This window comes from Ancylobacter pratisalsi (assembly GCF_010669125.1).
GTDB lineage: Bacteria > Pseudomonadota > Alphaproteobacteria > Rhizobiales > Xanthobacteraceae > Ancylobacter > Ancylobacter pratisalsi.
The window spans coordinates 2,430,064-2,445,260 of record NZ_CP048630.1; the positions used below are offsets into that span (position 1 = coordinate 2,430,064).

General features: G+C 60.9%; 10 protein-coding genes. 3 read left to right on the forward strand and 7 right to left on the reverse strand.

The window, feature by feature from the left end; all coding sequences use genetic code 11:
* Positions 1-23 precede the first annotated feature (23 nt).
* The 3 genes from osmF to G3A50_RS11495 all read right to left on the reverse strand — a co-directional run bounded on the left by osmF (position 24) and on the right by G3A50_RS11495 (position 3,917).
* Entirely contained in the window at positions 24-950 is a 927-nt protein-coding gene (osmF, locus tag G3A50_RS11485) for a glycine betaine ABC transporter substrate-binding protein OsmF (RefSeq protein WP_163075406.1), read from the reverse strand.
* A 276-nt stretch (positions 951-1,226) separates the two neighbouring features.
* Entirely contained in the window at positions 1,227-2,222 is a 996-nt protein-coding gene (gene galE, locus G3A50_RS11490) for a UDP-glucose 4-epimerase GalE (RefSeq protein WP_163075407.1), read from the reverse strand.
* A 342-nt stretch (positions 2,223-2,564) separates the two neighbouring features.
* Complete coding sequence (locus G3A50_RS11495) at positions 2,565-3,917, reverse strand: endo-1,3-alpha-glucanase family glycosylhydrolase (RefSeq protein WP_163075408.1); 1,353 nt, start codon at positions 3,915-3,917, stop codon at positions 2,565-2,567.
* Between the two features lie 683 nt (positions 3,918-4,600).
* On the opposite strand from G3A50_RS11495, the gene G3A50_RS11500 reads away from it, so the two are divergent.
* Positions 4,601-5,956 carry an oligosaccharide repeat unit polymerase gene (locus G3A50_RS11500; RefSeq protein ID WP_163075409.1) on the forward strand — a complete coding sequence of 452 codons (1,356 nt, stop codon included), beginning with the start codon at positions 4,601-4,603 and terminating at the stop codon, positions 5,954-5,956.
* 385 nt (positions 5,957-6,341) lie between these two features.
* On the opposite strand, the gene G3A50_RS11505 is transcribed toward G3A50_RS11500, so the two are convergent.
* The 4 genes from G3A50_RS11505 to G3A50_RS11520 form a co-directional block, all read right to left on the reverse strand.
* Positions 6,342-7,595 (reverse strand): glycosyltransferase family 4 protein, encoded by a 1,254-nt coding sequence (locus G3A50_RS11505; RefSeq protein ID WP_163075410.1) that lies wholly within the window; start codon positions 7,593-7,595, stop codon positions 6,342-6,344.
* Between the two features lie 19 nt (positions 7,596-7,614).
* Positions 7,615-8,919, reverse strand: coding sequence for a polysaccharide biosynthesis protein (locus G3A50_RS11510; protein ID WP_163075411.1), 1,305 nt, complete (start codon positions 8,917-8,919; stop codon positions 7,615-7,617).
* A 60-nt stretch (positions 8,920-8,979) separates the two neighbouring features.
* Positions 8,980-9,984 carry a glycosyltransferase family 4 protein gene (locus tag G3A50_RS11515; protein WP_163075412.1) on the reverse strand — a complete coding sequence of 335 codons (1,005 nt, stop codon included), beginning with the start codon at positions 9,982-9,984 and terminating at the stop codon, positions 8,980-8,982.
* A 202-nt stretch (positions 9,985-10,186) separates the two neighbouring features.
* Positions 10,187-11,236 (reverse strand): acyltransferase family protein, encoded by a 1,050-nt coding sequence (locus G3A50_RS11520; protein ID WP_163075413.1) that lies wholly within the window; start codon positions 11,234-11,236, stop codon positions 10,187-10,189.
* 621 nt (positions 11,237-11,857) lie between these two features.
* Here G3A50_RS11520 and G3A50_RS11525 point away from each other — a divergent pair.
* A complete protein-coding gene (locus tag G3A50_RS11525) occupies positions 11,858-13,528 on the forward strand; it encodes a WcaF family extracellular polysaccharide biosynthesis acetyltransferase (protein ID WP_163075414.1) in 1,671 nt (556 codons plus the stop codon).
* 85 nt (positions 13,529-13,613) lie between these two features.
* Positions 13,614-14,780 (forward strand): glycosyltransferase, encoded by a 1,167-nt coding sequence (locus tag G3A50_RS11530; protein ID WP_163075415.1) that lies wholly within the window; start codon positions 13,614-13,616, stop codon positions 14,778-14,780.
* Positions 14,781-15,197 lie beyond the last annotated feature (417 nt).

A 15,197-nucleotide genomic window follows, 5' to 3' on the forward strand; every position in this document is an offset into this window, starting at 1 on the left:
GCGCCGGGTCGCCCCGTGGCTGATCATCCCAGAAGTCCCTGCGCGCGCAGGTAGTTTTCCGCCACGGTCCGCGCATCAACCCCTTCGAGCTGGACCTGGGCATTGAGCTCTTGGAGCGTCGGCAGGGTGAGGCCGGCGAAGGCCGGAGCGAGCAGCTCGGGGATCTTGGGGTGGGCGTCGAGCACGGCTTTGCGGATCACCGGCGCCGGTTGATAGACCGGCTGCACGTGCTTGGTATCTTCCATGACCTTCAGGCCAAGTGCCGAGATGGCGCCATCGGTGCCGTAGACCATGGCCGCGTTGACACCGGAGGTGCCCTCGGCTGCCGCCTTGATGGTCGCCGTCGTGTCGCCCCCGGAAAGCACCAGGAGCTGCGGGCCGGAAAGCGTGAAGCCATAAGCCTTCTGGAACGCCGGGAGCGCCGCTGCGCTTTCCACGAATTCAGCCGACGCCGCCAGCTTCACGTCGCCGCCACCGTTGGCCCAGCGGGCGAAATCCTCCAGCGTCACGAGCTTCTCGCTTCCCGCCACATCGCCGCGTACCGCGATGCCCCAGGTGTTGTCGGCGGGCGCCGGCGCCAGCCAGACAAGCCCGTTCCTCTCATCCAGCGCGCGTGCCTTCTCATAGGCCTCGTCGGCGTTCTTCCACAGTGGGTCATCCGCCATGTTGAAGAAGAAGCCCGCATTGCCGGTGTACTCGGGATAGATGTCGATCTCGCCGGACAGCAGCGCGGTGCGCACGATTTTGGTGGGGCCGAGCTGGATGCGCCGCGTTACCGGAATTCCAGCGTTTTCAAGCATCAGCGCGATGATATTGCCGAGTACCGCGCCCTCGGTGTCGATCTTCGAGCCGACAACCACGCTGTCCGCGGCGCGGGCCGCGTTTACCGGCAGCAGTGCCGCGAGGCTGGCGCCGAGCAGCAGATGGCGGCGATTAATGCCCATTGTCATGTGACCCCCCTGGAGCGGACGTTCCGATCGACGGCACGATCCGGCCTGAAAGCCCGAAACGCGATATCCCGCCAATTGTTCCAATATCCGCCGGGCATGGAAAGGGGCTTGGCACACGATTTCGCGGCAAGCCCTGCCGGGGCGAGGGTGTTGTCGACGGCACGCGATCCTGCCGCCGATACGCGCCCCGCCTCCGCTCGCCGATCAACCGCTCTGCTTCGGGCTATCGGAGATCTCGTCCAGGGCAAGCCGGCGCGGAACGGCCCGGCAACGCCGTCAGGCACCCGCCGGATGCCGAACGCTCTGACGCACGCGCCAGGCGTCCTCTATCATCAAGGCGAGGGTGGACCGCTTTGGTTGCCAGCCCAGCACACGCGTGGCGGCGGCGCTGCCGCACACGAGTTTCGCGGCATCGCCGCCGCGACGCGGGCCGATCTCCGAGCGAATGGGCAGTCCGGTTACTTCCTGTGCCTTGGCAATAACCTCATGGACGGAGAACCCCTGGCTACTCCCGAGGCAGAACACGCGACTTCCCTTGGACGCTTCGAGCCAGGCGAGGCCCAGTAGATGCGCCTCCACCAGATCGCTCACATGCACATAGTCGCGGATGCAGGTTCCATCGGGCGTGGGATAGTCCGCGCCGAAGATCGTCACTTTCTCTCTCTCCCCACTCGCGACCTCAAGCAGAATGGGAATGAGATGGGTCTCGGGAATATGGAACTCGCCGATTTCTGCTTCCGGATCGGCGCCCGCGACGTTGAAGTAGCGGAAGATCACGCTGTTGAGGCCAAAGCTCTGGCCGAAATCCGCGATCATGTCCTCGATGGCGCGTTTGGAGGCGCCATAGGCATTGATCGGGTGTTGCGGCGTGTCCTCATCCAGCAGGACCCCGTCCTTGTCGCCATACGTGGCGCAGGTGGAGGAGAAGACGAGGTTGAGGCAGCCGTGGTCCACCATCGTTTGCAGAAGAGTGACGGCACCACCCACATTTGCGCTCCAGTACTTGCCGGGATCGCGCGTCGCCTCCCCAATCTGACTGAGGGCGGCGAAATGCATCACGGCGGTCGGCTTCCAGCGGGCGAACACTTCGTCGAGCTGGACCCGATCGCGCAGCTCGCCCTGCTCGAAGGGGCCGAACTTCACCATCTCGGCCCAACCGGTCTCGAGATTGTCGAAGGTGACAGGGGTATAACCGGCCCGCTGTATCGCCTTGCACGCATGGGAGCCGATATAGCCGGCCCCGCCTGTGACAAGGATTGTTCTCTGGGTCATGTTGGAAAACCGCTGCCAAATGCCTGAGTTTGCACGTAATCAAGCGCCGTATGATCGATCTTGCAGGCCGGGCGATTACGCCCGTCAGCAGGTGAAAATTCCGGATGCGCGAGAGACCTTATTCACCCGACCAAGCCGGCGATACCTGTCGCCGACGCCAAAGGCCCACCCCTATCAGGACACTCCAGCAAAACCATCTAGCTGGCATCGCCGGATGGTTTCAAGGCGTGATCCCCGAGGATGCCTGCATCGGGTGTGGAAGCTGTGACGGTATCTTGGCAAGCGCAGCACCACGAGCCCGCGCGCACGGGTCATGAAGCCGCCGGAAGATGAGGGGTCCCCTCAAGGGGCGGTGAGATTGAGCTCGCCCGTTTGATAATTGAAGTTGGCGAAGGCTCCATCGTCAGTGACCGGGAAGGGAAGCTCCGCTTTGGTCAGCTCGGCGCCCTCGCGCCGGATGTCGACATCGACGTCGCCTGTTTCCTTTGGCACGCTCACATTGGTGACGCCGGCAGGAAGGCTGAGCTCGCTGGTCGTCTCACCAATACGCACGGTCAAGGTGATCGGCGCCGTCAAGAACGCGGTAAAGTAGATCTTATCCTCCAGTGTCTCCGATCGCCTGGGGCGACCGCGTTCGCCGGTCTTTGGGGAGATGACTCCCAAGGCTGAATTCATGTGAGGCACGTAGAAATAGATGACCCGATCCTGGGTTATCGGGGGCGGAGCTCCCGTCTTGAACCATTTAATGTAATATTCGCTGGCTTTTCGGAATCCTGAATGATCCAGAAGAAGTGGTTTTTCCGAAAAGCTGTCCGGGTATTTCCAGTTGGGTGTTTCCGCAATGTAGGTGGATTCATTCCAGTCGTTCCATGTAACAATCTCGACCCAATCGGATTTTGATTCGATAGCCGCCATCCATTGCTTCTGCATGCCTTCAAAGCCGCGGCCATCGAACATTCGTGCATTGCTCATGATGCCACGATAATAGGGCGACACTCCGGCCATGAATATTTTTCCGGAGGCGTGCATTATTTGGCTTATCGAGCTGATGCTCGTCGCCAACTCATTGAAATCGCGGTCGGCTCCAAAATAGAAATACCCGTCCATGGGGATGTCGCTGAGCGCGGCAGTTGCATTCGGTATCGCGGGATCGCCGCCCCAGAATTTCATTTGCGCGCGCGAGGCGAGTTTCCGGCCCCAGTATCCGCTGTTGGGGACGTAGAACATGTCGATTTTTTCGTCTGTCAGGGCTTCGCGCAAAAGGGCCGACCATTCGGGCGGGCCGCCAAAGGTAGAGACCACCAGTTTGCCGTCAACGCGAAGGCTGGCCGGCTGGTCGGCCATTTCCTTCACTGCGGTGACGGCCTCGTCGACAGGGGGAGTGTCCAGCGACAGGAACAGCTTGAAGTCTCCCTCCAGCCTGGCGGCCTCATAGAGCAACTGCCCACGGGCCTGATAGACCGGCTGACCTGTCCACGAACCTATGTTGACGGCGAATCCATCAATACCCGCCGATTTCGCCAGCCTTATCTCTTCGCGGAAATCCTCGACCGTCGGCGTCGCGGTCATCGGGCAACAAAGCATGTAATGGGCGAAGACAAGTCGTGGAACGTTCGGGTAATCTCGGGCCTCGACTGAAGTTATGGTGAGAATACACATCAACAACGCGGAAATTGGGCCCAAGAGTCGTCGCATCCGGTGTCTCTCCTCGCCGTACACGCGCGTCTGGAGGTGATGCCAATCGCGGTGATGCTTTCAGTCGTGGCGGATAATACAGCCCACCGGGCATACGGCGATAAAATGGCCTTAATCAGGACGGCGTCCCGGAGACGCCCCTCTTGGCCCGGCTCCATTGCCGTAAGGCTGCATGACGTAAAGGAATCGAATGACTGCCCGATGCAGATGGGCGCGCGGCTCTCTTTCTGTGGCCGTTCGGGATGGCATTGGCGCCGGGCTCTGCTCGGGGGCCCGCCGGTAAAGCTGTCGACCGCGCCCTATTCAAAGCGTGACGGTATCGATTGTCGCGCCATGCCACAGGAGGCCGCATGATCCTTCTGCCTCCTCCGTCGGGCCCGTAAGATCCAACCGCAAGAGCGAGCTCAATACCGACCTGAAGGTCGGTCTCTCCTCGCAACCCGTACCCGTTCGGCAGCCGCCTAGGATCTCGTTGGATCGATAATGTCGGCATGCTATGGCTGACGGAATGGACACCACTCATGGCGCCGGCGCGACCCCCGGGGCAGCGAAGGACGTAGGTGCAACCGTGAGCGCGTCTTCTCAGGGATGAGGTTTCGGGCTTCCTGGGCGCATCGTTCCTGATCAAGCCGCCGCGTCTGTGTCGTTGGCATTACCGAAACGACGGATAAGGTTAGCTAGGTATGTATGAGTTTGCCCTGATTCTGGGTTTCGCCTTCTGGGTTGGCGTGTGCATTCTCTATTTAAAGCTGCCGTGCGCGTCTATTTTTCACCCTGCCACGTACTATTTGGTGTTCCACGGACTTTGTTTTGCCGTTCGTCCGCTTTTCCAATACTGGTGGGACATCGACAAGATTTATGAACTGTATCTGTTCTGGCCGACGGACAATGTCAAACTTCTGAGTTTGTTGATAGCCAATCTCGGGTTCATATGCTTCATGGCCGCGGTTCTTTTTGTCGGTCGGCAACCTTTCCGATTTCCGACCAGGGAGCAGCTGGCGCTCCAGAGGCGTCCGTTCTGGGGGGCGGTCACGATGCTGCTGCTCTGCGCCCCGCTCATCGCCTACTCGTTCAGCTATGTGATCGGCCGGAAGCTGCAGGATCCGTCGGAGATCGTTCAGGCCTACCGAGCGCTTGGCGAGCGTTATACCCAGACCGAAGTCGCGGGCTACGTTTTCGACGCCAACATGATGCTCGGCGCCTTTGCCTGCATCATCGCCTGGTCGTGCCGGTTCCGGTTGTGGAGTTTGATCCCGTTCCTCGTCTTTTTCGGGCTGCGCATGGCAGTGGGTGGCGGGCGCTTCTCCTTCGTTATGATTTCGATCAGTCTCGTCCTGTTCTATCTCTATGATCGTCATCGTCGTTGGGTGACGCCGAAATTCATCATCCCTGCGATATTGATGCTGTTCGTGTTCAAGTCGATCGGTGAAAATCGCCGCGTTTTCATTGAGATGATTTACCCGACTGAAAACTCTCTGCTTGTTCAGGCTCCTGATGAAGAAAAGCAACAAGGCTTCATGTACTCTATGGATTTTGCAAATCTGGAGTATTTGCAGTATCTGGTTAGAACGGTCCCGGATCTTACGGGGACATATAATTATTTCGTTGATGCCCTGGAGATATTCATAGCTCCAATCCCACGTGTTCTGTGGACAGGAAAGCCGAACGGCTCGCCGATCGAATTTTACAATCTGTTTGACTATGGACGGCCCATTGGCATGTCCTGGTCATTGCCCGGCGCCGGATGGCAGGGATTGGGAATAATCGGAGTTGTCTTCTGGTGCGCGATGGGCGGAGCCATCTGGGGTGGAATTTACCGGTGGTACGTCAACTCGGCGCAGAACGTCTTCCACACCTGCTATTATTTTCTCCTGCTCCCGCTATCCGTCCAGTGGTTCCGCGACGGCGCCCTGCTGACGCTGGTTAAGTTTCCATTGTTCTTCCTGCTTCCAGTCGCGCTGGTGCAGGCTTGGGCGATTAGTATCAAGTGGGGCCCCTATTCCCACGGGCATGCAGCAAGGCGGAGCGTGCAGCTGTAGCCGGCCTCCTCACGCCGCGTCATGGGCGGCTTCGTGCCGAGCGCCCGCGTGCATGCCGCGCGCCGACACCGCTGGCGCCTAAGGCTGACATGGACGGAGCGCGTTAACAGGCCAGCGACGGGCGGCGGAGAGCCTGTGCTTGCGGCGAACATCGGCGGTCCTCGCGCCCATCCTCCGCTTCTCTGGCGTCCAATCCTTTTCCCGAGAGGGACGAGCGGTTCATCCGTCGGTCTCCCGTGACGGGCGGACTCTACCGAATTGGGAAAATTCGCGAGCCTCATGCCGCCGAGACGTTCGCCGACCGCCCCGACGCCACCGCGAGAGTGGGCTCTTCGCTGGTGAGGAGGCGTGTCAGATCACGCCGGACCGAGCATGATCGTTCGGATCACGCCGTCCCCGCCAGGCTCTCCACCAACTGAAGAACATTCTGCTTGTAGTTCCGAAAGGTGAAGTTCTTCGCCCGCGCCAGCGCTTCGACGGACCATCCTTCGAGGATGGCGGGATTGTCGATGACGGTCATCATTTTCTCGTACAGCTCGTCTTCCGTCAGTTCCTTCAGCAAAAGGCCGAACGCATCATCCACGACCACGCCAGTGTTGCGCGACTGGATGATCGGAAGGCCGCAAGCCAATGCTTCCAGGATCGAGATTGCCGAGCCCTCGAAATAGGAAGGAAACAGGAGGCAATCAGCGTCGCGCATGATCGAGGGGACCTCTGAGCGCGAGACGGTGTGTTTCCACGTGATCCGGTCCGCATATCTGGCAAAGGTGGCCTTGGGGACGTGGAGATCGCCAACGACCGTCAACGTGGCCGCCGATGCGGGGATGCGCTCGAAGGCCTTGAGAACGAGATGAAAGCCCTTGCGCGGTCCGGCCTGGCCCAGAAAGAGGAAGTTCACCGGCCTTCCCTGAACCTTCGCGTGCGGCGGGCTCTGCGAGAACCTCGCCTCGTCATAGCAGTAGGGCAAGACGCGGACCTTTTCCGGACTTGGTGAATTCGCACCCACCTGGAGAAGTGTCGAGGCGCAAAAATCCGATCCATTCAGTATGACATCCGCGAGCGCATGCTCCTGTATCAGATTGTCGATCGTCTCCTGGTTGATCTTGAAGTTCTGTGAAATGAAAAATTCAGGGTACTTTTCGTAAACCTCAGTCATGATCCGGTTGTAAACTTCCGGATGGCCGATTGTCTGATCAAGAATCGTGATGATGTTTCGCTTTTTTGCGGCCCGGAAGGCGGCAAGGGATGCGTTGTTGTAGCCCCAGATCGCCTGTACGGGCTGTCGATCCATCAGCTTGATCACCGAGCTGGGAAAACGCCGGTCGCCCCGCCTCATGAAGCGCATCCCCAGTCTGGGATAGCCCAGCCGATTGAAGATCCGCATCCCCCAGCTCTCCCAGCCGGCGGTGTGGATCAGGCTCGGATCCAATGCTGGATGGTAGAGCCGCATCAGCTCCGGCTCGATTGAGGCGCGGGCGGATTTGGGGAGGTATCTCACCCCCTTATAGGGCCAGCGATCCTGGAGGTAGAAAATGCTGGTTTTGTACCAGGCCAGCCGGTCAGCCTCCTGCAAGGCGCGCGAGGTCTGCCACGAATGCTGTGTTCCAGGATGGAAAACGCCTACTTTGTAGTCCGACATATGATCGCCACCGTAAATTTCATACGCGCCGCTTGCGGAAGATCACGAGGCCCATCAAGGCGAACTTGATCAGTCTGGTGGTGCTGATGAAAACAAATGCGAGCGCGACCTGGGCGACGCTGCTGCCGCCGAAGATCAGGATGGGCGCAAGGAAGGCCACAGCGTCGATCGGTATCGTGATCCACGCCTTCATGATCTGGCCACGGCTGCGCAGCAGGCCGTCGGCGAATTCGCTCATCTGATGCAGGACGAGGCCGGCGGCGTAGAGTTTGAGGGCGAGCCCCAAATTGCTGTAGTCCGGGCCGATCAGCAGCAGAACGTAGCTCGGAAAGAGATAGCAAACGACAACGATCGGCAGCAGCACCAGGCCGACCGCGACGACAAGGGCGAAGAAGTATTTCTGGAGATCATGCTGGGAACGCAGGCGTGCGAACCCGGGTATGAGAAACCCCTGCAGCAACACGGTTACCGGATAGAGAGTTTGGCCCAGCCGGGCGATGGCGGCAAAACCGGCGACGCCGACGGGTCCAACGAAGAAGGCCAGCACCCAATAATAGAACTGGCCGGTCGCCGCCTGGAACGAATCCACCGGCAGGCTGTTGCGGCGCATGCCACGGCTGCGATCGGTCATTTCGGCGACAAGGCTGGCGTCGGCGGGCACCGATCCGAAGCTGCGGTCGAGACTCCGCGATATGAGCAGCAAATTGCCAAGGAGCCCAACCACCGTCGTCGCGAGCAGGAAATAAATGGCTTCATCGCCCAAGAGCAGAAATCCAAGTCCTGCGACTCGGATGAAGGACTGCAGGAAGGAGCCGTAGACAATGACGAGCTGCCGGCCGGTAATCCGAAGCGAAACTTCCTCGATCCGCATAAGCGAGCCGATGGCGCACGACATCATGATGATGATGACGCCGATAAAGATGTCGAGAATGGAGGGCGTCAGTCGTCCCAGGAGTATCGAGCAGACAATCGCGGCGACGAGGTAGGTCCACCAGTTTTCTCGGAGAATGAGGCGTCTGGCATGCTGCCGCAGCGCGATTATCTTGGCGGTTTCATCGGAATGCTGGCCAATAATGGACATGTAGATTGGCAAAATGCCCGAGACGAAAATAATCGAATAGATCGGCGACGTCCCTACGACTGTGGCGTATACCGCGTACTTCTCCGGGGTGAGGTGGTGAATGATCAGCAGGGCTGTCACGAGGTCGATGCCGCGGGCAGCCATTCCGCCCGCGAGATAGCCCGCGATGTGCGACAGCCGGAGCTGGAGAAGATCCGCGAACCTCTTCACCCGATGCTGGAGCGATCCGCGTTCAAGACTCATGGCGTGGCAGGGCGACCAGTTGGGTGGAACAGGCGGATCGTGGCCGTCGGCGCGCGGCCGTCACTGCTTGACCCGTTCGGAAAGCACATCGAGATAGCGCTGGGCGACGGGGTTTTTTTCATGCTCTCTCAAATGACCCTCGACGCCTTGAAGCAATTCGGCACTGAGCCCCGGTTCCTGCAGAACCCGCCGCAGGCATCGCTCAAGATCGTCGGCGTCGCCATTTTCAAATGTGAGGCCGTGCGGCCCGATCGCGTCGACGAGCCCGCCGTGCCGGGAGACGATCGGGAGGCACCCGCAGCCGAGCCCTTCCAGGGCTACAATGCCGAAGGGCTCGTGGTAGCGCGACGGCACTACCAAGACCTTGTGCCGGCGCATGATCTCGGCAAGTTCATCGCCTCTCTTGGGACCCATGAACGTCACACGTGTCGAAAGCTCGTGCTGGGCGACAAGTTGCTCGAGTGTGTCCCTGAAATCACCGACACCAACGATGTTGAGACGAACTTCGGGAAACTCGTCGGCGACCCCTGCGAATGCCTCGATCAGGGTGTCGCAGCCTTTGACCGGCGACAGGCGGCCGACAAAGAGGAGGTCGGTCGAACGAGGCATGTCCGAGGTGAAGAAGGTCTTGTCGTCGTAGGGGTTGCGGATGATGACGGCGTTGCGAACGACCGAGGCCATGTAACGGCTCTGGACGATATTATTGGTGAACCGGGCGACAAAGCGCTTCAATCGATCGACGGGCCGGAGCCTGGCGTCATTGCCCAGCGGGCTGGGATGACGGATGAAGACCGGGCGGCCAGAGGCCAAGAGAATTGGCAGGCTGTGCAGCGCCAGCGGCATCGCCAGAATCACATCGCATCGACGGCAGGCGGCGAGAAGCGCCATGCGGGACGGATGGCGCATGACAGGAAACGGGAACTCGTCCTTCCCGTCATAGGTCGTTTCGGTGAGCACGACGACCTCGTGGCCGCACCGCTGGAACTCCTCGGCCAGCATTTCCGCGATCGCTTCCATACCGCCGATACTCGGACGGAAATGGGACGAGTAGATTGCGATCTTCATAGGGCCTGGTTCCTTGCGTTCGTGAAGCCTGGGCTTTGCGAGCGGAGACGTCATCACTGCGATCGGTCTGTCCCGATCGTCGCTAACTTGCCGCATCGGCACTGCATTGGTGCCAGATGCGGAGCCGTCGCGGCTCACTGCCCATGTCGCGATCCACGCTGTCCGCGATCATCCGAGCGGGGCATTGCACGACATGGGCGCATTACCCCGAACTCCCTGACGTTGCGCGTGGCGGCACCGCGACAGGCTGTTTCAGCAGCTTGTTGACGACGGAAGCGCGCACCGCATGCAACGGATGATCGAAGCCGATCCAGATCACCCAGGAGCCCAGATAGGTGAGTACGAAGGCGAGCGCCACATAGGGAAGGCGGGCTGTCGGAGGAAGGTTGCCGACATACAGACTGACGATGACGACCGGTGTCCAGTGAAGCAGATAGACAATGTACGACAGGTCCCCGTACATCGAATCGAGCCGTCCGCCCCTGCGGTACACGGTGGCCAGGGTCGCCGGTATCAGAATTATCGCCAGAATGTTGTTGACCAGCGTGACATACTCGAAGGCCGGTTTGCGCTGTGTGCCGCCAAGAAGCGTGTCGCGCAGGCCCGGCGTGGCGAGTATGGCCAGAAGGACGGCAACGCCCAGAAAGGCTGAGGCTGCCGCAAGCCGGTCCGAAGGTCGCCAGTTCAGCCGATAGGCCGCTATTCCCAGCGAGAAGAAGAGCAGGAAAGTCGTGAAGAGTGACTCGTCAAAAAGGGCGTAGCTGCCGATGGAAATCACCAAGGCGCCCGCCAGCCCGAGCAGTGGCTGCCTGAAGACGGCGGCAACGACGAGAGGCGCGGCGATATAGAACTGCATCTCGATGTCCAGTGACCACGCCGATCCGAGCGGATGCGTGCTCAAGGACTCATAGCCGATCAGGAATATGTTCGAGATGATGGCATGGGCCGCGGCCAGATAGGTATCCATGGGGACGAGTTGGGACGCGTCGACAAACCAGAGGGCCAGAAGGGTAATGAGGTTTATCAGCCAGAACGCGGGAAGCAGGCGCATCAGGCGGGACAGAATGAACGTCCGGTAGGGATTGCGGCCTTTGGAGTACTTTTCCGTCCACATCCTGGCGATCCAGTAGCCGCTGAGGATGAAGAACAGCATCACCGCCATGTGGCCGAGTGCCAGACGCGAGAAATGGTGCACGACAACAATCGAGGCCAATATCAGGCGATATGACCCAGGCCCGGTGATGGCCTTCACCGAGCATATGTCGCGTATGGGCGCCCCCAACCGATGCAGCAACGTCTTCCCCCACTCCGGTCGCCGAGCCGCAATGCGCCGAGCCGAGCGCCGTAGAAGTAGCTAATCCGTCTTTCGCAGTGCAAGGCGTTTTTCGCGGCGCCAGCTCATTAACCTGCCTATGAGCTTAGCACGCCCAGAGGAATGGAGCCGGATTGGTGCTGCTGCGTTGACTGATCCACGTACGTGGGGCGCCAGCCTGCATGTACACCCATTATCTGGCGTGATATTTGCTGCACTGCAGGAGCAGGATACGCTCCGATGTTCTGGCGGGGCGAGCAGGCATGCCGTGTTCGGCGCCACCACCTGTCACGGCCCAGCGGCAGCCAGGGCGATGCTGAGATCCTTCGGGTTTCGACATGCAAACGGACGGGTGGCGGGATTTGGCTGCGTGTTCAAGGAGCGTCAGATGACATCGACAAGCCGGGACAGGCGTGGCCGTGGGGTTAACCTACGAGGCGCGGGCGTCGGCGGGGCGCCAGCCCGAAGGTCGCCGTTTCTTCCGGCGGGGTCCATCATGCGCGCGAGCCTCTGACGCCGTTCGATTGCCCGGAATTTATTGGCCTGCCGAGAGCTCCCACCATGTCGCCGCCGAAAGATCACCTGTATCAGGACCTCGCCAGTTTCCGCGTGCCGCCCGGCTTTCGGGGGCGCTCGGGAGTCATCGTGCTGCTCTGGCAGTTGACCCAGGCCACCCTGTTTCGCCTCTCGCCGCAGCCGGCCTATGGCTGGCGCCGCTTTCTGCTGCGGCTCTTCGGGGCGCAGGTGGGCGTCGGCGTGCTGATCCGCTCCACGGCGCGCGTGACCTATCCCTGGAAGGTGATCCTGGAGGATCGCTGCTGGATTGGTGACGATGTCGAGATCTACAGCCTTGGTCCGATTCAGATTGGCCATGATGCGGTGGTCTCGCAGCGCAGCTATCTCTGCGCCGGCAGTCATGACTACAAGGACATGAGCTTTCCGCTCATCACCAAGCCCATCATCATCGAGCCGGAAGCCTGGATCGCCACCGGGTGTTTCGTCGCGCCGGGTGTGCGCGTGGGGCGCGGCGCCATTGTGGCGGCGACGAGCACGGTGACCACGGATGTTCCCGCGGCTATGATTGTCGCAGGCACTCCGGCGGTGCCGCTCAAGTCGCGTCCGCCGGCCCAGCGGGCGGATAATAGTACATTGGCGGAGGGGCGGATCCGCGTCGACATTATCGGCCAACTACCGCCGCCGGTACATGGCTTCTCCTTCATCACCGCCTGCGTCGTGGACGTGCTGAAGACACGTGAAGATATCGCCGTTACAACCTTCAACATCGCCAAGCCGCCGGACCGTAGCGGTCTCAAGGGGGCGCTGAGCCGCGTGACGAGGAGTCTTGGTGCGGCCGCCGCGGTGCTCAGGGGACCGCGCACGCAGGACAGGGTGTGCTACATCGCGTGCGACGGGGGGCTGGGGCTGGTCTTCACCATCCTCTTCCTTGCGGCGGCGCGCTTCGCCGGGAGGCGGGCAATCCTGCATCACCACAGCTTCAATTACATCACGACCAAGCGTCTGCTGATGCGGATTGTCGTTGGGCTCGGCGGGCGGTCGCTGCGACATGTCTTCCTGTGCGAGAGCATGCGCGACATGTTCATCGCGCGTTATGGGGCGGGCATCACCTCCACCATCGTCAGCAATGCCGCCTTCCTGCCGCCGCCGACCGACATTCCCGGGCGGCGGGATTCGGACGGCACGCTGGTGCTCGGCCATCTCAGTAATCTAAGCCGGGAGAAAGGCCTCTATCTCTTTCTTGACCTGCTTGAGACGCTCGCGGGCCAGGGAGTGCCTGTGCGCGGCATTCTTGCCGGCCCGGTAGCCGCAGAGGCCGACCGCGCCCGGATCGAACAGGCGCGCGCCGTGCTGGGCACGCGGCTCGACTATCGCGGCCCGCTTTACGGGCCGCAGAAGCGCGATTTCTATGAGGAAATCGATGTCTTCATCTTCCCGACCACCTATGAGAACGAGGCACAGCCGGTCGTGCTGTTCGAGGCCCAGGCGGCGGGCAACCTCATCGTGGCCTATGGACGTGGCTGCATCGGGAGGCAGGTCGGCGCCTATGGTTGCGTGATAGCCGAGGCGGCCGACTTCATCGGCACCGCCAGTTTGTGGCTAACCGACCGGGCGAATGGCATCGGTCAACCTGACACGAGGGCAGAGGTCCGGCGCTTCTATGCAGAGCAACACGCCGCGTCCAAAAAGGACGCTCTCAGCATAATCGACGCATGAAAGAGCGGCCTGTCGCCGCGAAATGGGCTTTGGTGCTTGATACCTCGCACATCGAACTCAGGGGCGACGTGCCGGTCGCAAAAGAATGACGCTGAAAATCGAAATCTGGCATAACCTTCTCTGGTCGCCCTACAAGGCCAAAATATTCAATGCCTTGGATGACCTCGCGCGAGCGCAGGGCGACTCGGTTCATATCTTTCAGATTGCGCTGACGGACGGTAGCCGAAAGAAGCTTGGGACCATCGACAGGTCCGAGCACAGATATAATTACGAACTGTTATTCGATGAAAGCTATGAAGAGACGGGCCGTCTCCGTCGGTTGTGGGCCTGCGTGAAGCGCGTGGTTCGTACGCGGGCCGATGTGATTGTGCTGGCAGGTTATGACCAGCCGGAGTACTGGGCTCAGCAGTTCATTCTTCGCCTGCGAGGAAAGACGGTCGGCCTGTTCTGTGATTCGACGCTGCTGGATAATCCCTACAGCCGTCTGAAATCGACCATCAAAACGCTGATCTTCTCCAATGTTCAGGGCGTGTTCTGCTACGGCCAGCGCAGCAGGGAACTGGCGCTCCATCACGGGGCTCCACCGGAGGGTGTGTTCGTCGACTGTCAGGCGGCTCGGTTGCCGGACGACTATCGCCGAGACGAGGTAATTCCCCGTCGCGCTGCCTTGCGGGCGCCCGTTGAAACGCCGCGATTTCTCTTCGTCGGCCGGATCGCCGTCGAGAAGAGAATTGACGATTTGCTGCAGGCCTTCGCGGGGCTCGTCGAGGTCCATCCCTCGGCAGAGCTGGTCATTGTCGGCAGCGGAGCGGAAGAGGCGCGACTACGGCAACTGGCGCAGCAGCTGGGTGTGGCCGAGCGCACGCAGTTCACCGGCCCCCAGTCAGGCGAGGCGCTGTGGGACCAGTATCGCCGGGCGACGTGCCTGGCGCTGCCGAGCAGCAGTGAACCGTGGGGCCTTGTCGTGAATGAGGCGCTGGCCTTCGGCTGCCCAGTCGTCGCCAGTAACCGTTGCGGTTGCGTGCCGGAACTCATCCGGGAGGGCGAGACGGGTTTCGTGTTCGCGTGCGGCGACATCGCGGCGCTGCGTGACCGTATGGAGCAGGCGGTGCACCAGTTCGCGGATGCGCGGGCTACTGGAGACGCCTGCCTTGAGACGGTGGGTCGGTTTACCCCTGGCAATGCGGCGCAGCAGATTTATCGCGGCGTTCGAGCGCTGGCGGGGGAAAAGGCAGGCACGTCGCTTTCTTGATGAACAGGGGGCAGACGGCCCGGATCTCCTGTCACGGCGCGCGTCACGCCAGCGCCGAGACAACCGTCAGCGTTACATCGCGATCGTCATCCGCAGCAAACCACTGACCCGTGGCACATGGGGCTGACGATAGCGGTCTCCCTTAGCCACGAGAGCGGTTGCCTATCGGCGCAATCGACGCGCTCTTCGTCGCGAGTGACGGCGTCGGGGCGCCCATCGCCGATCCGACCAACTTGCCCGCCTGTTCCGCTGGCCCGGATCCTTCCTGTCCGTCCGCGGATGGGTCCAATGGCGCCACGCCCGATGCGTTCCGAGCCTGACCGATGGCGGCGTCCGGTCAGTGCTGTCGCGGGCGCTGTTTCGTTGCAGCGCAGCAGAGTGCGTGCTATCTCTACCGATGACTTCGGGGCGGCTTGA